Genomic DNA, 21,158 nt, shown 5'->3' with positions numbered 1-21,158 from the left:
GCCGGGGGTCGGCGCCTCGTGGGGTCCGGACGGAGCCGTCACCCGATGGCGTGGATCACCGGATCAATGGTGAAGTAGATCATGAAGAGTACGGAGATCAGCCACAGCAACCAGTGCACCTTCTTCGCGCGGCCGCTGGCGAGGGACATCAGCACGTAGGCGATGAAGCCCACACCGATGCCGTTGGCGATCGAGTAGGTGAACGGCATGATCACGATGGTGAGGAACGCTGGAAGTGCGACGTGGAACTTCGTGAAATCAATGTCCACGACCTGCCCCATCATCATCGCACCAACGACGACGAGCACCGGGGCAGCCGCCTCGATCGGGACGACCTCATACAACGGAGTGAGGAACATCGCGGCAAGAAACAGGACACCGGTGACCACGTTCGCCAGTCCCGTTCGGGCACCGTCAGCGATACCTGCAGCCGAGTCGATGTAGACGGTGTTCGACGATGCTGAGACACCACCACCGACGACGGCGCCGGCGCCCTCGACGATCAGCGCACGCTTCATGTCCGGAAGGTTGCCCTCAGCGTCAACCAGGCGTCCCTGTTTACCCAGCGCGGTCATGGTACCCATCGCATCAAAGAAATTTGCCAGGACCAGGGTAAACACGAGCAGCGATGCGGAGAGCACTCCGATGCGACTGAAGGCGCCGATGAGGTCAACCGCTCCAACCAGCGACAGGTCGGGTGCACTGCCCACGCTGTCGGGGAGCGCTGGAACGGCGAGGGACCAACCTGTGGGAACCGGTTTCCCATCGACGAACGACGGGCCGGAGTCTGTGAGTGCCTCGACGATCATCGCAAGGACCGTGGTGGTGAGGATTCCGATGAACAGACCACCACGGACCCGTCGGGTGACCAGGACACCACAGATGACCAGCCCTGCACAGAACACGAAGGTCGGCCATGACCCAATCGATCCATTGATACCGAGGCCGACAGGTACCGTGGTACCCGCGGCATCCGGGATGCGACGTACGAAGCCCGCATCGACGAGCCCGATGAGCGCGATGAACAGGCCGATACCGACGCCCATCGCGGCCTTCAGGGAGTGCGGTATCGCCTCAAAGACAGCGACGCGGAAACCGGACACCGCCAAGATCACGATGATTATGCCGTCAATAACGACGAGGCCCATGGCTTCGGGCCAGGTCAGACCTTCTGTGGCCACCAAGGTCACCGCGACGAGGGTGTTGATCCCGAGTCCGGTGGCGATACCGAAGGGGTAGCGGGCGATCACGCCGAAGGCGATGGTCATCACACCGGCCGCAAGGGCCGTCACCGCAGCCACCTGTGGGATACCCAGGGTGTCACCGTTGACGTCGGCGGTGGTGCCGATGATCAGTGGGTTCAGGATGATGATGTAGGCCATGGCGAAGAAGGTGACCACGCCGGCCCGGATCTCGGTGCCCACGCTTGACCCGCGGGCGGTGATGTGGAAGAAACGGTCGAGTGCGCCGTCGGACTGGTCCGTCTGCGGCGCGGCAGCGGTGATGCCGCCGGTGCTCTCGGTCATGAGTGTAGGGTGTCTTTCCGTCAGTACGGTCAGGGATGTCACATGCCCTCCCGTCCAACCGGGCAAAGGAAAGCTGTGCCACGGATACAATGGCACCGGCACGCGCCGATGGGCAACCGGACTTCATGCAGTACCGGGCCTGATTCGACGAGATGACCGTATCGGGGTGAGCCGCCCCGGGTGCACACGGCGAGCACGCCCCGACCTTACGGACCTGACTGTGACAACAATTCTGCTGATAGACAACCACGATTCATTCACGCATCTGCTCGGCGACCTCATTCACCGGGCCACCGGTGTAGCTCCCCATATCCTGTCGAACAACTCCCCCCGAGTTACCCCCGAGCTCATCGCGGGAGCTGATGTGGTCGTCATCTCACCGGGCCCCGGATCACCCCATTCACCCGATGATCTCGGTGCGTCCGCCACCGCGATCGGCCAGAACCGAGTCCCCGTAGTCGGAGTCTGTCTGGGGCACCAGGCCATCGCGTTGGCTGCGGGAGCGAACGTCGAACGCGCGATGCATCCCAGGCATGGTCTGGTCAGCAGGGTCACTCACGACGGCACAGGAATCTTCACCGGGGTTCCCTCCCCCATTGAGGTTGTGCGCTATCACTCCCTGGATGTGACCGCTCCTCCACCGAATGTGGAGGTGCTGGCCCGCGCCGATGATGGAACGATCATGGCTCTCCGCCGGACCGATGCTCCTCAGTGGGGTGTGCAGTTTCATCCCGAGTCCATCGGCACGGACCACGGTGTCACGTTGCTCCGAAACATGGTCACACTCGCCTTACGGCACGGGACGCCGTCCTCCGGAACTGAGACGCGATGCTGGCGCCGGATACCGGTTCCGCACCCGCCATCCGCCCGCCGGGTCGCGGAATTCTGGCGAAGCCGTTATCCCGTACTCGTGTGGCTCGACGGTGCCGCATCCGAACCTGTGATCGCTGAGACGACCGCCGTTCGGGATCTCCCTGACGATCCCGAAGCCCCAGGCATCGTCGCAGCCGGGCATCACCTGGTCCATCCTTCCGGTATTCCCGACGGGAAACTCACCGAGGATAGTTCCCCCGCTCACCCGGACATCGTTCCCGGCGCGTTCGGGGTTCTAACCTACGAAGCTTCCGGAGGGTGGGACGGTGCGAAGGTAACCGAGGTCGACGGGAGTGAGCAACTGCTCGTACCCGAGGTGCTGTACCAGTGTGGCCCCGGCGGCGCCCATCTGACGGTTCCGGCGGATCTCCCGGAAAGCCACTTCGGGGAACTCATCCCAGCGCACCGTGTCCGCCCCCCAGATCCCCTCCCCCCGGCGCCCACGGTCGTGGATGGAATCCGTATGCGCCACAATGCCGCGACATACCGTGAAATGGTTGAACGCTGTCAGCGCTACATCGAGTGCGGCGAGTCCTACGAGCTCTGTCTCACCACCTCCGCATCCGCGGAACTCGCCGATGCCCCGGATCCGTTCGCCTTATTTCTCCGCCTCCGGCGCCTGGCAGCGGCACCGAGGGCCGGAGTACTGATCACACCTGACTTCGCGGTGTTGTCAGTGTCCCCGGAGCGTTTCCTCACCGTCACCGCAGGAGTGATGACTGCATCTCCGATCAAGGGAACCCGTCCACGGGGTGCGACACCGGAGGAAGATACGCGACTGGCCGACGAACTCGCGTCAAGCACGAAGGACCGTGCGGAGAACATGATGATCGTCGATCTGCTCCGAAACGATCTCGCCCGGAGCTGCATCCCCGGTACCATCACCGTTCCTGAACTGTGTGCGGTCCACACCTTCGACAAGGTTCATCAGATGATCTCGACCATCTCCAGCAGGCTCCCCGTCAACGCGAATAGCCTCGATGCTGCGCTAGCGGCGTTTCCTCCGGGGTCAATGACCGGCGCCCCGAAACAGCGCAGCATGGACATTCTCGCGGAGCTGGAAGGCACACCACGGGGTGTGTACTCGGGGTGCATGGGCTGGATCTCCGCAACCGGGGATCTGGATCTGTCCGTACTCATCCGCACGGTGGCCGTCCACGGTCGGAGCCTGAACTACGGGGCCGGTGGCGCGGTGACCCGGTTGTCTGATCCGGCAGCAGAGTGGGAAGAGGTTCTGGTGAAGACCCTACCTTTTCGTCTTCTGCTGGAACACGGCATCTCAGAGGTTGATCTGTGACCTGGCCGGAACGTGTATCGACGTCGTTCCGGATGATAGACGGCCGCGTCCGCTGCTGGCATGCACACATGGAGAGACTCCGGCCATGGTTGTCGGACGGAGACGAATCCGTGATCCGATCGACTCTGCGAACTGCAGGTTCAGGCGCGTTCAACCCGTTGGTTTCCGTGGGGGTTGGCGGCCCATCGGTGCTGATCCGACCTGATCGGGAGTTCCATGAACTCATCACGGTTGACGCCATCGGACACCGGGATCTACGTACCCAACCGACAATAAAGGGGCCGGACCTGGACTGGCTCGCAGATTGTCTGATGCAATCCCGAGACCGCGGGGCAGATGAGGGATTGTTACATGATGACGCCGGTTTCGTCATCGAAGCCGTCTACTCCACGATCTTGGTACTTGGTCCAGGCCGCGCGACACTGATCCGGCATCCGCGTTCTCTACGTTCGACGACGGCTGACGGGGTGTGCACCCTTCTCCGGGGATCGGGGTGGCCTGTCACGGAGGAAACCCGGATCCGTCCTCGAGAGCTCATGAGGTCCCAGGTATGGCTGCTCAACGCATTCTCCGGGGTTCGCGCGGTCACCGGCTGGGTAACTGAACGTGGGCTGATTCCGGCGCCGGATGCCGTCGAAGCCGGACCGAACGGAATGTCCGGAGTATCGGCACAGCTCTGGTCCACCGCGATCCGGGTCTAGAGTTCAACGGTGTATTCGTCGTCGAAAACTTCGCCTTCCGGGGTTCCGAGGGTATCCGCCGGCGGAGTGTCCGAATGGGCACCACATCCGTAGCCGGAGTGTGCGACACGTCCATCAGCCGCGTACTCGTTGGTGCACACCCCGAAGTTGGCGACGGCATTTTCGGGCAGTGGAATCCAGAAGGCGCAACTGCCGCAGTGCAGCGCCGCACGCTGAGCGAACTCGCTGGTCGGCCCGAAGTCACTCCCCCGCCATCTGTGGAGAGCATCATCGAGTCCACGTCGGGTGAGGCGTTTGTCCGTGCGTTGACACGGAATCGCGGGACGCTCGGAATCCGTAGCCCCGACAAGTTCCGTGGCGTCGACGAGGCGTTCATCGTCGGGCCTCGGCGGCATGACATCACCTGGGCCAAGGTCGCCGGGGCGAACTCGCTCAGCGTAAGGCACCCAGTCTGGAGCCCGTAGTGCATCTCTGCCTGGCTGCAACGCAACTTCGTTGACGGTAACGTACTCCGAGTTCGGGGCGCAGGCGACGACAGCGACCCATTCCCATCCACCGTAACCGGGCACATCAGCGGCGAACCGATGCGCGGCAGAGTGTGCCCCGATCCGGCTCACACCGAGATGAATTCCAACTCCGCCTTCCCCGAGACCGACAACAGCGTCGCGTGCGACAGCGATAGCTCCGGCTCCGAGCAGGGGGTCACTCTTCCGTTCCCGTGTCCGGCGGGAGGATCGGCTTCGGCGATGATTACTCTTCGGCACCCGACCATTATCCGGTATCTGATGCATGATGGACGAATGTCCCCTCTCATGTGGTCACGAAGCGTCACTGTCACTGCGACGACACTGTGCCTGACCCTCGTCGGTTGCACCCCGGATCCTGCTCCGGTCATTCTCCGGGAACATGGTCTGGACCACTTCGGGGTGGAGACCGTCGCGCAGTACCCGATGGCCGGGGACAGTTTCACCCAAGGGCTGGAGTACGACGGTGAACGACTTCTCGTCGGCACGGGAATCACAGGTGAGTCCCGTGTGTACACATCCGATCTCGATGGCACGGAGATCCGCTCCGTGGACCTGCCACCCGAGTATTTCGGGGAGGGGGTCACCGACACAGGCACGGCGATCTGGCAACTGACCTGGCGGGACGGGACGGCGATCAAGCGCGACCGCGACACCCTCGAGGAAATCGGGCGGACGTCCTACCCTGGCGAGGGGTGGGGTCTCTGCTCCTTCGGCGACACCGTCGTCATGTCCGACGGCACAGACCACCTGCGGCTGCTCGATCCGGACGATCTACGGGAACTCTCACGTATCCCGGTCACGTTGTCGGGTGAACCCATGGATCGGCTCAATGAGCTCGAATGCGTCGAGGCCAATGGACGGAGGTCCGTTCTGGCGAACGTCTGGACGACTACGACCATCGTCCGGGTTGATCTGGACGACGGTGCAGTGACTGCGGTGATAGACGCTTCAGGGCTCAGAGACGCGAACCCGACGGACCCGGATGACGTTCTGAACGGCATCGCACAGGTACCGGGCACCAACCGCCTCCTGCTCACCGGTAAGCGGTGGGGCACCCTCTACGAGGTGACGCTCACGGAGTCACCGACCACGGACCGATAGACTGCGGACATGGCAGAACGTAGGAACAGAGGCAAGAATCTCCGGCAGTTCATCATCCTCATCATCGCGGTGATCATCGTGGTCGCGGTGTCGGTGTTGTTCCAACGCTGGTGGAACGACCGCCCGGGCCCGCCGCCCCAGGAGATCACCCTCCAGGCATCCGTCGGAGACAGGGAGGTGATCGTACGGCCCTACAGTGCCTGCGAGATCGACGTCTTCTGTCCTGAAGGGGAGGTAACCGATCTCGCGGTCGGTGCAGAGGAAACGCTCACGGTCACCCTCCCCCCCGAGGTGTACGACCATGATTTCTCAGTACTCATGATCTACGACAATCCCGCAGCCAACGACCAGCGCCTCTACCCGGGCAACAGTACCCGGGAGGTAGAGATCGACGGGTCCGCGGAGCTCAAGGACGGTTCGGAAGATGAGTCAACCGACGCCCGGCTCCTGGTGGTTGAGGTAGCCTCACCTCAAATCGGGACCGACAAGGACGGGCATCCCAGCCCCGTCCGTGTCGTCTGGTCCATCAACGCCCAACCCTGAGCAGAAACCTCAGGAATCGAGCTCCCGGGCGACAGCCCGGAGGATCTCGGCCACCTGCCGACCGGTCTTCCGATCAGGTCGGCGACCCGTACGAAGATCGGGCTGCACCTTCGATTCCAGAAGTGTGACCAGGTCGGAGATCATTCCATGGAGTTCCTCCGGCTGGTACTTGTGCTGGGGCCGCCGGACCACGCGGGGGGTGTCGAGGACCTTCACCCGGAGCGCCTGCGGACCACGACGCCCCGCTGCGAAATCAAACTCGATTCGCTGACCCGGGTGGAGTTCCTCAACTCCGTCAGGAAGCACCTGTTTTCCCACGAAGCAGTCCTCGTCGCCCGGATTGGATACGAAGCCGAAACCGCGTTCCGTGTCATACCACTTGACTTTGCCGATAGGCACTGGACCTCACCCTTTCATTGAGCGCTGGGAGGGAGCCCGGCGCGGGGACCCGCCGACGACAGGGGATCCCGTCATTCTGCCGACCATGCCGCCCCACCGTCACCCGAGCATCACGTAAAGAAGCTAATATACCCCGATAGGCACTGCCGTGACCCCGCTCCCTCCCCCGGGACACAACAAAGCGGAAGATACCAGCAGAACCGCACCCCATCCAGTATGTATCACCAAGGCGATGAGAGCTGATCCTCGATATTTGCCAGGCTGGATAAAAATTGTGACCCAACCGTATCCAATCCGCTCACCTGCTGTTTCATCGACTCACGGACGCGTAGCCGACATTTTTTCGCGTCCGGAACGTGACAGTTTCGTTATAAACCAGTACCGTTGCTGAGCGTAGGCCCTACCACCACGCCCGTCGAGCCCATCGCACCCCCTGTCCGGGACAACCGATGGCGTGGTAACTCACGTCGGGGCCTGTGGATTCCCACGAGATCAACCAGCCCACCTCGCGCCGCCACTTCAGGTGCGGCGCTGGACCGTCGAACTGAACACAGCGAGGACAGGGGCGGAGCTGCCATCACCGGTAGAACCCGGTATCGGCACCAGACATGGTAGCCGGGGCAGCCCGACAAGCGATGACCGAGAGGAAACGAAAGACTTCATGGCCCATCACGCAAAGCAGACTCCCTCCCGCATGACCCGGCTCGCGGCATCCGCCGTGGCTGTCGGGACGGCAGCATCCATTCTGGCGCCCACCGCGTCCGCTGCCCCGTACTCCGACTGGGACCGGCTCGCACAGTGTGAGGCCGGTGGAAACTGGGGTATCAACACCGGAAACGGCTTCTACGGCGGACTCCAGTTCACCCCGGGCACCTGGCGCGCCTACGGTGGCGACCAGTTCGCACCACTGCCGCACCAGGCCACCCGTGAACAGCAGATCGCCATCGCCGAGAAGACCCTAGCGGGACAGGGCTGGGGTGCCTGGCCCGCCTGCTCCGCCCGACTCGGTCTGAACTCCGCCCCGAACACGCACCGTGGCGTTCCCGCCCCGGAGGCTCCTTCCATCGCTGCGCCGGTGATCCCCGCACCCGCGGAGTTCAACGCTGAAGCCACCGTCATCGAGGAGCCCGTCGCAGGTTCCAGCGATGTCATCCCAGTTGATGCGCTATACAACGCCCTGGTGAACGCTCTGCGTGACCGTGGACTGCCTGTACCTCATGAACTCACCGCCTTCTACCAGGCGAACCGAGGCAACTTCGAAGCCTTCTACAGTGCCAACCGGGACAACATCGAGTTCCTGCTGGGACGCTGACTCCCCCTTCATCGGCGATACACCTGAAGCCGCCAGGCGAGTGCACGCACCCCACGTGTTCTTCTCGCCCGGCGGCTTCAGGTGTATCTGGCGGACGTCATCCCGTCTCCGGCAGAACCCGGGTAGCACGAAGTGCCGGAGATTGACTCACACCACGTATCGATGGAGCCATTCTCCGGCTGGGCCGGACGGGAAAGTACCGTTCTTAGCGATTGACCCGCGTATAGGGATGGACGTAGCCGAGTTCCTCCACGGGGCGCGGGAAAACCATCTCGTCACCGTACGGACTCGATGCACCGTCCACCTTGGAGACCAGCTCAGTCACCGGATGTCCACCCCCGGGGACATGCTCCGGCCAGCCGGGATCGACGTAGCTTTTCTTTTCCATTTTCGACATGGCCCCATTCTCTCAAACGGGGCGCAGAAAAGTCACCTTATGACCCTCTAAACTTGGCGTCACCATGAAAACACCTGCCTCCGCTCCAGATTCAGGCCCCACGTTCAGTCAGTGGCTCTCGGGGGTCGACGACGACCTCCTCACCCGAATCCTCTCCCACCGACCCGACACCGCGTGGCCACTGCCTCCCGGAATCGGTGCCTTAGCAGCCCGCCTCCAACTTCGGGCATCGGTCGCCCGGGCGACGGCGAACCTGACGGCACTGCAGCTCATGGTCCTCGAGGCAGTCGCTGTACTCGGGGGTGAACTCCATCCGGTGTCCGCCCCCGATGTGGTCGAGCTGGTCACCGGACGACTCAACACGGCGGAGAATCCGGCACAAATAGACGCGGATACCGTGTCCGACACCCTCATCGAGCTGATCGAGCGGGCACTCCTCCACGGAACACCTGATCGCCTTCGCGTCACGGGAGAAGCCATGTCCTCGCTTCCGGCAAACTGGCAGCTTCTTCCCGATCCTGCCGGACGCACCACGCCCCTCGACGAGCAAACAGCCCGGGCCAGGATCACTGAGCTCTCTCCCCGCGAACGACGAATCCTCGACACGTTGGTCGCATCCGGCGGATTCGGATTGACCAAGGATGCCGCGCCCGATGCTGATCCTGACCGGCCCGTACCCCGACTCATCGCCGCGGGGTTACTCCTTCGGGTGGACAACAGGACGGTCAAGATGCCCGCAATCGTGCGGGGCCTTCTCGACGGCACCGGTGTCACTCCTCAGCCGCTTCTCCCTTCTCCCCGTACCGCCCCGGACGGAGGTCTCATCGCTGATCCAAGAGCTCAACGAAAGGCCGATGACGAGGGGGCTGCAGCGGGTATGGAGGTGACACGCCTCATACGACGTCTGATAACAATTCTCGGTGATCAGCCCGTCCAGTGTCTGAAGGAGGGCGGAATCGGTGTCCGCTCACTCACCAGGCTGTCACGCGACCTGGACTGCGACGAGAAAACGGTGCACCGTCTGGTCTGTCTCGGTGTCTCCGCCGGGCTGTTGGGCCGCGGTGAGCCGGACCCTGCCCCATCCGACGACCCAGGTGGCGAGCTCCTGGCCCCTACCCCCGACGCAGATCGCTGGCTCGCGGCTCCACCGGCAATCCGCTGGTCGATTCTCCTCGACGGCTGGGCCGGATCCGTCTGGGCCCATTGGCGTATGGGGCGCACCGACACCCGCGGCCGAACCATCCATCTTCTCTCCACCGCGACCGAGTACCAGGGACTCCCCGGTGTCCGACAACTGGTGATGGCACAGTTCGTCCGCCCGCCTGAAGGTATTGCCCTGGCTGCTGGTGAACTGGACGAGGATCTTCGCTTCACCGCGCCGGTACCCGCCAGCAGGATCCGGCCGGGAACCGTCTGCGAAATCGTTTCCGAGGCAACCTGGGTCGGAGCACTCGGCCACGGTATCGCCACGACGCCGCTCCGGGCGCTGATGAGAATTGGTGCCGATTCCGAAGCCGAATCCCCGGCCCCGGCACTCGTCACCGCGGCTGAATCGGTGATCCCTGCACCCGTCGACACACTCATTGCGCAGGGTGACATGACGATCCTGGCCCCCGGCCCTCTTGCCCCCGAACTGGAATTCGAGCTGACCCTCGCCGGAGACATCGAATCGGCGGGGATGGCCAGTGTCTTCCGGATCACCGAGAACTCTATCCGACGCGCTCTGGACGCGGGGCGGAGCGGCTCCGACATCCGGGCCCTGCTCGACCAGCACACACTCGGGGACCTGCCGCAAAACATCGACTACCTCATCACCGACGTGGCCCGCCGCCACGGGGCCCTTCGTGGCGGCCCCGCACTGTGCTACCTGCGCTGCGATGATGAGGCACTTCTCCGGCAGGTTGCCGAGGCTCCTGGCTCGCAGAAAGTCGCCCTGAGACTGGTCGCTCCCACCGTCGCCGTTGCGCAGGCACCACTCATCCAGGTTCTCGATGCGCTCCGGGCTGAAGGGTTCCAACCCGTCGCAGAATCCGCTACGGGAGCCAGCCTCGACCTCCGTGCACGTCCTTCACGGGTACGCACGGAAAACAGAGGTGCCCGCCCTTCAACCCCCCTGGCCCCCGGGAGTATTCGCGATGTGGTGGAGACAATACGACGGGGTGAGGCAGCTCAGAATGCAGCCCGCACGGGGCGTACCGCCACGGATGGCACCGGACGCACGGTGCAGGGAGCACAGGCACTAGGTATCCTCCAAGCCGCGGCGCGGTCGAATCGTACGGTGACTCTCGGGTTCGTCGACAATCACGGGCAGTCGGGGTACCGCCGGGTCACCCCGGTGATGGTGTCCGGTGGGCAGGTCGACGCCGTCGACGAGGACACCGGGGAGACCCAGCGCTTCCTCATCCACCGCATCACCGAGGTGATTCTGGGGGACGACTGACCACACCCGCACGAGAATTCCATCAATGCAATAATGGTGGTTTGACCCCGCACCGGGGATATACCCGTGAAACTGGAGAGGACGTGGACGCCTGTGCCCATCGGAGACGGCCCACTCATCGTGCAGTCGGACAAAACCGTACTGCTGGAGACCGGGCACGAGAAGGCCGACGAGGCCCGCTCGGCGCTGGCCCCGTTCGCGGAACTGGAACGCGCTCCGGAGCATGTACACACCTACCGGATCACGCCTCTCGCACTGTGGAACGCCCGCGCCGCGGGACACGATGCGGAACAGGTCGTCGATATGCTGGAAACCTACTCCCGATTCCCTGTCCCGCAGGCACTGCTCATCGATGTCGCGGAGACCATGAGCCGCTACGGCAGGGTACGCCTGCACAAAGATCCGGCGCACGGACTCACCCTGGAATCGGAGGAGGCCGCGATCCTGGCGGAACTCATCCGGCACCGGAAGATCGCCCCGATGCTCGGTGAGCGCATCGATGACACCACATTCACCGTCCATCCTAGTGAACGAGGTCGGTTGAAACAGGAGCTCCTCAAGGTCGGCTGGCCCGCCGAGGATCTCGCCGGATACGTCGACGGTGAAGCACACCCGATCGAATTATCCACCGAGAAGGACCACTGGGAACTACGGGATTACCAGGCTCAGGCCGCCGAAGCTTTCTGGGCTGGCGGCAGCGGCGTAATCGTGCTCCCCTGTGGTGCGGGGAAAACGATGGTCGGTGCCGCAGCCATGGCGAAGGCTAAGGCCACCACCCTCATCCTCGTGACCAACACCGTGGCTGGGCGCCAGTGGCGCGACGAACTGATCCGCAGAACGTCCCTCACCGCCGACGAGATTGGCGAATATTCTGGGGAGGTCAAGGAGATCCGCCCAGTCACGATCGCGACCTATCAGGTGGTCACCCGTCGCACCAAGGGCGAGTTCCGGGCACTCGAGCTGTTCGACTCCCGGGACTGGGGACTGATCATCTACGACGAGGTCCATCTGCTCCCGGCGCCGGTGTTCCGGATGACGTCCGATCTGCAGTCCCGACGGCGACTCGGACTCACCGCGACCCTCGTGCGCGAGGACGGCCGTGAGGGCGACGTTTTCTCCCTCATCGGCCCGAAACGCTTCGACGCACCGTGGAAGGACATCGAGGCGCGCGGCTACATCGCCACCGCGGACTGCGTCGAGGTCCGTGTCACCATGACCGACGCCGAACGTATGGCCTACGCCACCGCGGAGGCCGCCGACCGGTACCGGCTGGCGGCGTGCGCCGGCTCGAAGATGCGGGTCATCCGCAAGCTCCTGGCACAGCACGCGGGCCAACCGACGCTGGTGATCGGTGCGTACCTCGACCAGCTGGAGGAGATCGGTCAGACCATCGACGCCCCCGTCATCGAGGGCAGCACCTCGAACAAGCAGCGGGAAAAACTGTTCGCCGCGTTCCGTGCCGGGGAGATCGATGTCCTCGTCGTCAGTAAGGTCGCGAACTTCTCCATCGACCTGCCGGAGGCCGCAGTCGCCATCCAGGTGTCGGGTACCTTCGGTTCCCGACAAGAGGAGGCACAGCGCCTCGGTAGGCTGCTGCGGCCGAAGGCCGACGGAGGTGAGGCTCACTTCTACTCGGTCGTCTCCCGCGACAGCCTGGACACCGAATACGCCGCACACCGGCAGCGTTTCCTCGCGGAGCAGGGCTACGCCTACCGCATCATGGACGCAGCCGATCTGCCGGGATCCGGCATCTAGACTGGCAACGGACGGCACCCGCAACCGATTCCAACCACGGAAGGTAATCCACGCGATGAGCGCAACCGACTTCCCCTTCACCGTCGACGAGAACCACAGCAAGACGAACAATGAACTGTTCCGGGATTCCCGTCGCCTCGTGGTCTCTGCGGGTGTCTTCGGTCTGATCCAGGTAGCCGTCGCAGCCGGGATCCTGTGGTACTTCGGTGGGCAGCCGTGGGTCTGGATGATGGTGATCGCCCTGGCCGTGATGGCCGTGGTGAGCTTCGGCATGATGTTCGTCCTGCCCCGAAAGGTCGGCACCGCGCAGGAACTCTACGACCGCTATCCCCTCGTTCCCGCGGTCGTCGCAAAGGTTAACGAACGGGACCTCGTACTGCTCGCTCTGGTGAACACAACCGTGGATGAGAACGATAAACCCCGGTGGGCACTCGCCGCGCGAACGGTCACCAGACTCGCGGGCCACCCGCGAAAGGTCGGCGAACGGGTCCCGTCGGTGGCGGTGTCCGGGCAACGGCATCTCTCGGACAGAGAACACTGGAGCGAGGTCACCCCGATGCCGATTTCCTGGGCGACACCAGACAGGGGTGTGATCGGCCGGGCCGCTGACGCCATCCCGGCGGCTCAGTGGAAACGCCTGGAGAAGTCCGTCGATCGCCTCGCCGAGGTCCGCGAGACCCCCGCAGACCTGCTCGTTCTCGACTGACTTCCGGGCCCGGAGCATTGCCCGGTTCAACCATCCGGCCCCTGGCCACCGGACCACGGCAGTGTTCGATCTCAAAGATCGCCCATTCGGGTCCGGATTCGACCACTTGGTTGGTGTCTCCGACCGGTTCGCATCCTCCGATCACGGGATCAGCGCGAGATCGGCAACTTGTCCGGGATCGGTCGACCCACACGACAAGCTCGTCCAACCGGGGGACGCATCCCGCAGCTGATGCACGACCGTAGCGACGAGTGCGGCGACACCACCGTGCCCGGAGAGAGAAGGTCGGCATCGCCACAGGGCGCAGGAGGACACCTGAACGGTCCCATCCTCTCTCTCCTCGGGCACCGGCCTCCCGTTGATACCCGGTGACCCCGAACAGTCATCCACTGTGCGGCCGCTCGAGGCCCCTTGAAAGTATGGGGTTCCAGTGAGCTCGATAGGACACTAAAACTAATAGCGGATACACCCTTCCCGGATGCCGCCAGCTCAGGAGTTTCACCGTGAATGGAGCTCGCCCATGAACCACGACCGGTGGGGGGATACGGCATGAGTGGATCAACGAGCATCCCGGAATCCGGCATCACCGACAGCCGGGGGGCTGATACCCACGCCCCGGACGTCGATCCTCCATTTGTCCCTGCTCCCACCCGAGCTATCGGAGATAGCGCGCAGAGTCCTTTCGGACATCTGACCAGTGGACGCCGGGCGGAGGCCGCGGTGTTGCGGGTCACCGCTTCCGCAACGAGTGCCGCCTGGATCCTGGCTCTGGTATTCAGCAGAACCGGGAACCAAGTCGCTGGACAACTCTCGACGGGAAGCTTCAGCGGATCACTCGCAGCGTCAGCCACTCTCCTGATCTGTGCTTCGCTTCCCCTGCTGGTGTTTTTCAGCCCGGATCCGAGACGCTACCGGCAGCTGATGGTCCTCTCCGCCACGGGATACACCGCCATCATCAGCACCCACATTGTGTTGAAGGCGGTGTACGGCAGTTCTCCGCTCGGCGACCTCCATATGGAGGACTATTCCGGTTTTCCCGCCGTGTTCTTCGCCGCTTCACTCCGGCCACCGCTCGGATACGCTTTCGGGGCGATCATCATCGCCGCCTCCACACTCCTGAACAACACGATCCCCCTCGGTAGCCACTTCCTTCTCGCGATCGCCCACGGTGAGATCATTACTTTTCCGTTCCTCGTGTTTCTCGCCTACGCAACCAGCACCGCCCGGCGACTCGACGCCCGCGTTGCGTCGCTGCACCGCGCCGCGCTGCTGAACGCCGGGTCCCGGACGCTGAGGGAGACAGAGACCCAGTTTCTGGCCCACGTGCATGACAACGTCCTCACATTGCTTGGCTCCGTCGCCCGGGGCAACCCCGGGATCGGTACTGAACAGATCATCGGAAGATTGTCACCCGACGGTGTGCCGTACCCGGGCGGCGCTCCGGTCGCGGTCCGTGAGCTCATGGATGAGATGCTGCGAATCGTGACGATCTTCGATCCGAGAACCGTGGTGACATCGACGCCTGTGCCGTCCACCGCGGTGACCCTACCGGCTTCGGCGGCGGCGGCGATCTGTGACGCTCTCCGCGAAGCTGCACTCAATTCCGCGAAACATGCACCGGACGCCCAACGCCGGTGCGAGATCATTGTCACCCACAGCGACGACCGTCTGCGTGGTTTAACCGTCCGCTACAGCGATGACGGCCCCGGCTTCGACATCAGGAGGATTCCGGACGACAGGGCGGGGCTCCGCCTCAGCATATTCAGTCGTCTGCAGACGACGAAGGGCGGAATCGTCGACATCGAATCGGCACCGGGAAAAGGGGTGACCGTGACGATCGGATGGAGCGCCGACACGTACACCCGGATGCCTGCGGAACAGCCCCGCGACCCGTTCAGGTTCCCACCACTCGAACGCCTCACCGGCCGACACGTCACGTACAGTCCGTGGTTCGCGGGGTGCATCGCCATGACGTTCATGAGCATGCAGTGGACCGAGCGGCACCAGTACACCAACCACCCGGCGCAGATTGTCGCGACGATCGGTTTCGGGATCGCAGTCGCGGCGATCATGACCGGACGGGAGTTCAAGCTATCGATACCCGCGACGTGTGCAACAGTTACGGGCACCCTAATCATGAGCGTCAGCGGCCTGATGATGGGAGCCGGGCACGACATGCCGTGGCCCACCCACTGGTGGTTCTACGCCCTGCATTCGATTCTCCCTCTCCTCGCTATCCGAAGGCGTGGCGGAACTGCCGCAGCAACGTTTGGATGCGTCGTCGTGATCGTCACGGCGGCACGTGCAGCAGGAGCGACGGTGGACGCACCGGCTCTGTTTAGCATCCTCAACGTATTCCCGACGATCTTCGCCGGCGCACTGGTTCCGCTGTTGATCAAAAGAGCGACGAGCCAGTTCCCGATCGCGACGAAAGATGCGTTGAAGCATGACGAAGCCGAGCACCGGGCAGGTACCCACACCGGATATCTCCGACGGAACTGCGAATGGGTGAAAGCGATGATCGCATTCGCCTTGCCGGATGATCTGCCGTTGCAGGAAAGGACACGCAATGCGCGTCTCCTCGAGATGCGGCTCCGTGATTCAATCAGATCCCCGTTCCTCGACGTTCCCGATCTCACCCGGGAGGTGTGGAATGCACGGAAGCGGGGCGTCAAGGTCACCTTGCTCGATGATCTCACCCCGGCGAGAATCTTCCACCGGACAACCGTCGATCACCCGGAGCGCCCACCCGAAGTCGATGAAGCCTGCTCGCTGGCGGCGGACATCCTGAGATCAACGGACCGAGGAAGGGTAACCGTGCGGCTCATGCCGAGGGGCCGGGAACTGGCGGCGACCATACTGACGGAGACGCCTTCCGGGACGGTCTGCCATACGATCAGGAACCGCAGGGAGTCGGAGCCTGAACAATCGACGTAGCCGGGACCTCGGTGGCGCACAGTGCTGCGCCGGGCCTGGTAAACGGACACGTACCCGCCCTCATTCTGGTTGATCACAGTTTCTGGACGACGCCTCTGATGGTGGGGGGCCGCTACCGGGCGACGAGCCCCCTGTGTGGAGGCGGCGTGGCCGGGTGTGTCTCTCGGAACGGCGCGCCTTTTCAAGCCCGTCCCCCCGTCAACCGGCACGGCGAGGTCATCTCCGCATCCCGGGAAACCCGGGTCCTGTCCGCACCGGTCCTTTCCGGACAAAGTGTCGGGGTGCCTCGTCGGACGTTCCCGGTACCGCGTGCAGGCGCGCCATGACCGCTGCTGCGGCCACGACGACAGCGACGGCAGCTGTGCCCGGGACACCGAACTGATCCCAGAGATCGCCGAAAACTCCCCGACCGCGTACGCGGTACGAAAGGACGACCGTACGAGCGGTACAGGCGTCGGCACATCACCGCCCGAAACCGATGCAAGAGCGGTCCGACATGAGAGAACAACAGCAGGGACCGTCGCTGCTCTGGCTTCACCTTCCGCTCCCCCACTGGAACCGCAGGAGTACACGCGGGTGGGACAGCGCCTGCGGGAGCACCGGGACGGGAGTGTCGGGTTGAGCCGATCAACGGCCCGCGAAGGTACATCCCGGAGAGAAGCGGCACCGGGCCGCCCGGCACCGCCATCCGACCCCGAGGAGAAAATATGCACGCCGTACAGTTTTATGCGGTAGACGTCCCGAACGACAGATGTCGGGGCCGATGAACGGCGAGACCGGGGCTTCGGGAAGCCGCCCATGTGACACCGGATCGCTCACTGTCCGGTGCACGTGGACAATCTGATGGAAGGAGAGAATCAGATGAGAAACAAGTCGTCCTTCTACGGAGAAACTGAACCGAGGTGGTTGCTGGCTACCGCGTGGCTGCTCATCCTCGCACTCCCGGCAATCACGTTCTGCGCGTTACGTATCGACAACAGCTATCAGTTGATCTTCATATACTCACCCGTTGCAGGCCTTGTCGCACTTGTCGCCGCAGTGAGACTCCGCAGCTGGCTACTCGTCCTCCAGGGGATCTTCACGGCGACCTTCTACGGATACCTCACCTTCCTGTACTTCGGTCTCGTCCCGTAGACATGAGCGTCCGCGGCGGACCCCGCCCTCGCAGCTGCCGACCGGATAGCCCACGCCCGGTGTTCCGGCGCGTGGGCTTCATCATGTCCACGGATCGCCATCATGCCGGTAAAACCGGAGCACCGGGATCAGCGGGTGGGCCATCTCTGATGATTCGTCTTTCAGGGGAAGCTGCGGCGGTTTGTGATGTGGGGCGATGAGCCGCCGACATGACGGTTGCGGCCGGGTGAGAGGAGTTCATGGGAACGGCTGAACGCCGATGACCGGAGCACCGGCTTCATCCGGTCAGCCCGCGTTGCTCAGCAATGGTCCTTCCAACCCGCCAGAACGTCCCTCAGCAGCGTATCCAGTTCCTCGGCACTGAAGATGCTGCGCCGGGCCTGGATCTCCAGCCAGTGTTCCCCGCCGTGCCGCAGCACGTAGGCCATGGCGTCGAACTTGACGTCGCCCTCCATGGGGTGGACGCCCACAACCGGCTCCGAGCCGATCTCCATGTGGGAGGCGAAGAAACCCGTGACAGGAAAACGGTCCTCGCATTCTTCCTGCCCCAGATCGTCCATCCCCCGGTCGAACTGGTAGTCCTGGTGCTCGAGCGCTCCGAGAAGGCGATCCTGGAGGATCGACGGCACGAGTTCTCCCGCGCGTAGGCGCACGAGAACGAGGCTGATGAAGTTGCCGACAGTGTCCTCGACGCCGGGGACGGTTCGCCCGTGCCCGGGCGTGCCGATGAGGAGGTCATCCCGACCTGTGCGCTTCATGAGGCTGGCGAACAGCCCCAGCATCACGCCCTGGAACGGGGTGATGCCACGCGCGCGCCCCGCGGCCAGGAGAGAATCCGGGATGGGGCGCACGGCCCGCCAGACACCCTGCTGCGCATGGCGGGCGTCCAGGTGCACGGGAAGTTGTGGCGGATCGCGCAGCTGTTCCTCCCACCAGGAATCCCGGTCCGGGCGGGGCTCGACGCGGGAGAAGTCGGCGTAGCTCAACCCCACACGTGGCGGCAGTGCGTGTCCCGCGAGAAGTGCGCCGAGTTCCCGCCGCAGCACCGACTGATTGTGGCCGTCGCTGAACAAGTGGTGGATGACCCAGCGGAGTTCCCCGTCGGATGACCCAGCGGAGTTCCCCGTCGGATGGCCCAGCGGTGCGGCGGCCACTGTCCGACGTCGATTGGGGTCGACACGACGCTCTCCCACTCGCGGGCGGTGAGCTGCTCTATCGGAGGAATCGTGCACTGGGCAACCGGAAGGAAGACCTGTTCGCCTTTGCTCGTGTCTACGATGGCGCGGAGACTGTCGTGTCGCGCAATGAGCTCGTGAACGGCGGCGTCGGCGGTGCTCTCTTCGCCCAGCGGCACACCGGAAGTCATGTTGGCCCAGTTGCGTTTGCCCCGGGGCAGGTAGACGCGGGTGTAGCGCCGCTGCCGTGCCGTAGCTCCGAGCCGACCGACGAAGGGAACACTGTCTCCACGTGGCACGCGGGAAGCCTCCCGTTCGGCGGCCACCGCCTGCGGGGTGCGTTTCTCGAAGAGGTCGCGCAGGCTCACCGAGATGCCCGCGGATGCAAGCTTCGCGACCCACGTCGTGGCTTCCCGGGACGTGCCACCGGCAGCGAAGAAGTCGTCTGCAGCGGCCAACGGCACTCCCGGTGCCCGCGAGGCTGCGTCGGCCACAACATGCACGAGCTCGGGATCGCCCCTGTCGTCGGCGTCTCCGGGCTCGTGGGTGGCGTGCGTGAGGAGATCCCGGAGGGCTGCCCGATCGAGTTTTTCCCCGCACGGTCAACGGCAGGTCCCCGCAGACGATGGGTCTCGCGGGAAGGTGGGTGGCGGGGAGACGGTCCACGAGCTGTTCCCGGATCTGCTCCGCGGTACGCATCCGGGCCTGGGCGAAACCGGCCAGGTGGGTGCCCAGTTCGTCCGCGACCGGTAGGACCGCGGCGTTCTCGACACCGCTGCAGGCGGCTATGACGGCCGCGACGTCTGTGGTGTGGACCCGCACGCCGGCGATCTTCACCTGCTGGTCCGTCCGGCCCTCGATGACGAGGCCCGCACCGCTGTCGTAGCCCAGATCGCCGGTGGCGAACCACCAGCGATCGTCGTCGCGGTAGAAGTGCGGATCCTCCCGGTGGAGGTAGCCGCTCAGGGCGAGTGGCGGGCCGATGTGAACTTCCCCGGCCTGCAGCCGGTAGCGGGTGCCCGGCAGCGGCACACCGACGGGGCACACGCCGTCGTCGCACCATTCGGTTGCGTCGGAGAAGAACTTCGCCAGGGTCGTCTCGCTCGGGCCGTAGAGGTTGATAACCCGCGTGTTCGGTGCGAACTGACGCAGGGCCACCACATGTCGGGCGTAGAGCGGCTCGCCGGTGAAGAAGGCCAACCGGAGCGATTCCCAGGTGCCCTGCGCCCGTCGCAGCCACCGTGCCGCGAGACTGGGAACGATGTGGCACACGGTGATGCTCTCGGCGGCGAGAAACGCAGCCGGGTCACGCACATCGTCGTCGCCGGGGAGGACGAGTGTCGCGCCACTGCTGAGGGGAATCAGTTCGTCCCTGAGGAACACGTCGAAGGTGGGCGGCGTCAAGCAGGCGCAGCGGTCGCCGGGACCGATACCGAAGGTGTCGGTCTGCCAGGTGATGAACTCCGCGAGTCCGCGTCCGCAGCCGATGATTCCCTTCGGCGCCCGGTGGTCCCGGAGCTGAACACGACATAGTCACCGGGGTCGGGAGGGGACGACGGCAGGTTCGGGAGGCCGTGCACCGCGAGGCTGTCCTCTGTCTCGATGAAGGCACACGCGTCGCCATCCCGCAGGAGACCGTCGGACCGCCTGGCGTTCCACACGGTGAAATTCTTGCTCGCCTCTAGACGTGCGAGAAGCGCGATGACGGTTGCCGAGGTAGGGCGGTTGTGGGTTCTCCCGATGGCGATGCGCCCGTCGAAGGCCCGGAGTTCCTCGGCGAGCGTCCGCACCCGGCCGGCGAGTTCGCCCCGTGACATGCTCCGGCGTTCACCACGCTCGCCGGAGACAACCGCGGTGGGTCGGGATTCTGCTGTCGTAGGCTGTGAAAAAGCGCTATGAGGGATGCCTAAAAAGCGGACGGGGTGGATTACATACATTGCTCCAGAATGGGATGGGCGGTACCGGACATGACCTGCTTCGCATGAGGAGCGAGGTTGTCGACATTGACCATCTTGATGGTCTACCTGTGCCTCACCCATTCTGAAGCGTACCGGGATATGTTCCGCTTCCTGACCCCGGTTTGTGACCGGGTAGCACTAATGGTGCTCCAGTCTCCACGGATGCCGACCGGTGGCCCCATACCTCGTGGAACCAGCCACTATTTCACCCTGTGTAGCCGGTTATTCGCCGGGAACTCCGGACGCGGGAACGCCGCCCCTAGAGCGGCAATAAACAACCACCCCGCCTTTTGGTGGTGAATATGACAAAACACCGGCCCCCGGGTGGTCGACATTCCTGTCAACCACCCAAAGGCCGGTGCCCCAATCCATACTCA

Annotated in this window: 16 protein-coding genes and 1 pseudogene; 10 read left to right on the top strand and 7 right to left on the bottom strand. The window is 64.0% G+C overall.

What is annotated here, in order from left to right:
- Positions 1-38 precede the first annotated feature (38 nt).
- Positions 39-1,526 (bottom strand): NCS2 family permease, encoded by a 1,488-nt coding sequence (locus tag QWU43_RS04270; protein WP_370915337.1) that lies wholly within the window; start codon positions 1,524-1,526, stop codon positions 39-41.
- A 220-nt stretch (positions 1,527-1,746) separates the two neighbouring features.
- Between QWU43_RS04270 and QWU43_RS04265 the strand changes: the two genes are divergently transcribed.
- The gene (locus QWU43_RS04265) at positions 1,747-3,696 is read left to right on the top strand and encodes a chorismate-binding protein (protein WP_370917222.1); all 1,950 of its coding nucleotides are present in this window, start codon (positions 1,747-1,749) and stop codon (positions 3,694-3,696) included.
- 110 nt (positions 3,697-3,806) lie between these two features.
- On the top strand, positions 3,807-4,397 hold the full coding sequence (locus tag QWU43_RS04260) for an aminotransferase class IV (protein ID WP_370915339.1): 591 nt from the start codon (positions 3,807-3,809) through the stop codon (positions 4,395-4,397).
- Here QWU43_RS04260 and QWU43_RS04255 read toward each other — a convergent pair.
- Complete coding sequence (locus QWU43_RS04255) at positions 4,394-5,188, bottom strand: DUF3027 domain-containing protein (protein WP_370917221.1); 795 nt, start codon at positions 5,186-5,188, stop codon at positions 4,394-4,396. The two genes, QWU43_RS04260 and QWU43_RS04255, sit on opposite strands and share 4 nt — an antisense overlap.
- A gap of 9 nt (positions 5,189-5,197) precedes the next feature.
- Here QWU43_RS04255 and QWU43_RS04250 point away from each other — a divergent pair, with 9 nt between their 5' ends.
- Positions 5,198-6,025, top strand: a complete 828-nt coding sequence (locus tag QWU43_RS04250; RefSeq protein WP_370917220.1) for a glutaminyl-peptide cyclotransferase — start codon at positions 5,198-5,200, stop codon at positions 6,023-6,025.
- Between the two features lie 9 nt (positions 6,026-6,034).
- Positions 6,035-6,568, top strand: a complete 534-nt coding sequence (locus QWU43_RS04245) for a DUF2771 domain-containing protein (protein WP_370917219.1) — start codon at positions 6,035-6,037, stop codon at positions 6,566-6,568.
- Between the two features lie 9 nt (positions 6,569-6,577).
- On the opposite strand, the gene QWU43_RS04240 is transcribed toward QWU43_RS04245, so the two are convergent.
- On the bottom strand, positions 6,578-6,967 hold the full coding sequence (locus QWU43_RS04240; protein WP_370915343.1) for a cold-shock protein: 390 nt from the start codon (positions 6,965-6,967) through the stop codon (positions 6,578-6,580).
- 661 nt (positions 6,968-7,628) lie between these two features.
- Between QWU43_RS04240 and QWU43_RS04235 the strand changes: the two genes are divergently transcribed.
- Positions 7,629-8,279, top strand: a complete 651-nt coding sequence (locus QWU43_RS04235; protein ID WP_370917218.1) for a resuscitation-promoting factor Rpf1 domain-containing protein — start codon at positions 7,629-7,631, stop codon at positions 8,277-8,279.
- 205 nt (positions 8,280-8,484) lie between these two features.
- Here the strand turns inward: QWU43_RS04235 and QWU43_RS04230 are convergent, their stop codons facing one another.
- Positions 8,485-8,676 carry a hypothetical protein gene (locus QWU43_RS04230; protein ID WP_370915345.1) on the bottom strand — a complete coding sequence of 64 codons (192 nt, stop codon included), beginning with the start codon at positions 8,674-8,676 and terminating at the stop codon, positions 8,485-8,487.
- 64 nt (positions 8,677-8,740) lie between these two features.
- Here QWU43_RS04230 and QWU43_RS04225 point away from each other — a divergent pair, with 64 nt between their 5' ends.
- From QWU43_RS04225 to QWU43_RS04205, 5 genes are all read left to right on the top strand, one after another.
- Positions 8,741-11,116 carry a helicase-associated domain-containing protein gene (locus QWU43_RS04225; RefSeq protein WP_370917217.1) on the top strand — a complete coding sequence of 792 codons (2,376 nt, stop codon included), beginning with the start codon at positions 8,741-8,743 and terminating at the stop codon, positions 11,114-11,116.
- Positions 11,117-11,209: 93 nt separating this feature from the next.
- Positions 11,210-12,871, top strand: coding sequence for a DNA repair helicase XPB (locus QWU43_RS04220; protein ID WP_370917216.1), 1,662 nt, complete (start codon positions 11,210-11,212; stop codon positions 12,869-12,871).
- 55 nt (positions 12,872-12,926) lie between these two features.
- Positions 12,927-13,577 (top strand): DUF3239 domain-containing protein, encoded by a 651-nt coding sequence (locus tag QWU43_RS04215; RefSeq protein WP_370917215.1) that lies wholly within the window; start codon positions 12,927-12,929, stop codon positions 13,575-13,577.
- Positions 13,578-14,126: 549 nt separating this feature from the next.
- The gene (locus tag QWU43_RS04210) at positions 14,127-16,514 is read left to right on the top strand and encodes a sensor histidine kinase (protein WP_370917214.1); all 2,388 of its coding nucleotides are present in this window, start codon (positions 14,127-14,129) and stop codon (positions 16,512-16,514) included.
- 861 nt (positions 16,515-17,375) lie between these two features.
- On the top strand, positions 17,376-17,648 hold the full coding sequence (locus QWU43_RS04205; RefSeq protein ID WP_370917213.1) for a hypothetical protein: 273 nt from the start codon (positions 17,376-17,378) through the stop codon (positions 17,646-17,648).
- 299 nt (positions 17,649-17,947) lie between these two features.
- On the opposite strand, the gene QWU43_RS04200 is transcribed toward QWU43_RS04205, so the two are convergent.
- The 3 genes and pseudogenes from QWU43_RS04200 to QWU43_RS04190 all read right to left on the bottom strand — a co-directional run.
- A complete protein-coding gene (locus QWU43_RS04200) occupies positions 17,948-18,694 on the bottom strand; it encodes a condensation domain-containing protein (RefSeq protein ID WP_370917212.1) in 747 nt (248 codons plus the stop codon).
- Entirely contained in the window at positions 18,631-19,326 is a 696-nt protein-coding gene (locus QWU43_RS04195; protein WP_370917211.1) for a phosphopantetheine-binding protein, read from the bottom strand. The genes QWU43_RS04200 and QWU43_RS04195 overlap by 64 nt, the downstream gene beginning before the upstream one ends.
- Positions 19,327-19,885: 559 nt before the next feature.
- Positions 19,886-20,281, bottom strand: a pseudogene (locus QWU43_RS04190) (AMP-binding protein); the annotation flags it as partial.
- Positions 20,282-21,158 lie beyond the last annotated feature (877 nt).

The organism is Corynebacterium sp. CCM 9204 (assembly GCF_041357695.1).
Taxonomy (GTDB): Bacteria; Actinomycetota; Actinomycetes; order Mycobacteriales; family Mycobacteriaceae; genus Corynebacterium.
The sequence above is the reverse complement of the archived record's forward strand: the minus strand, read 5'-3'. Positions and strand labels throughout refer to the sequence as shown.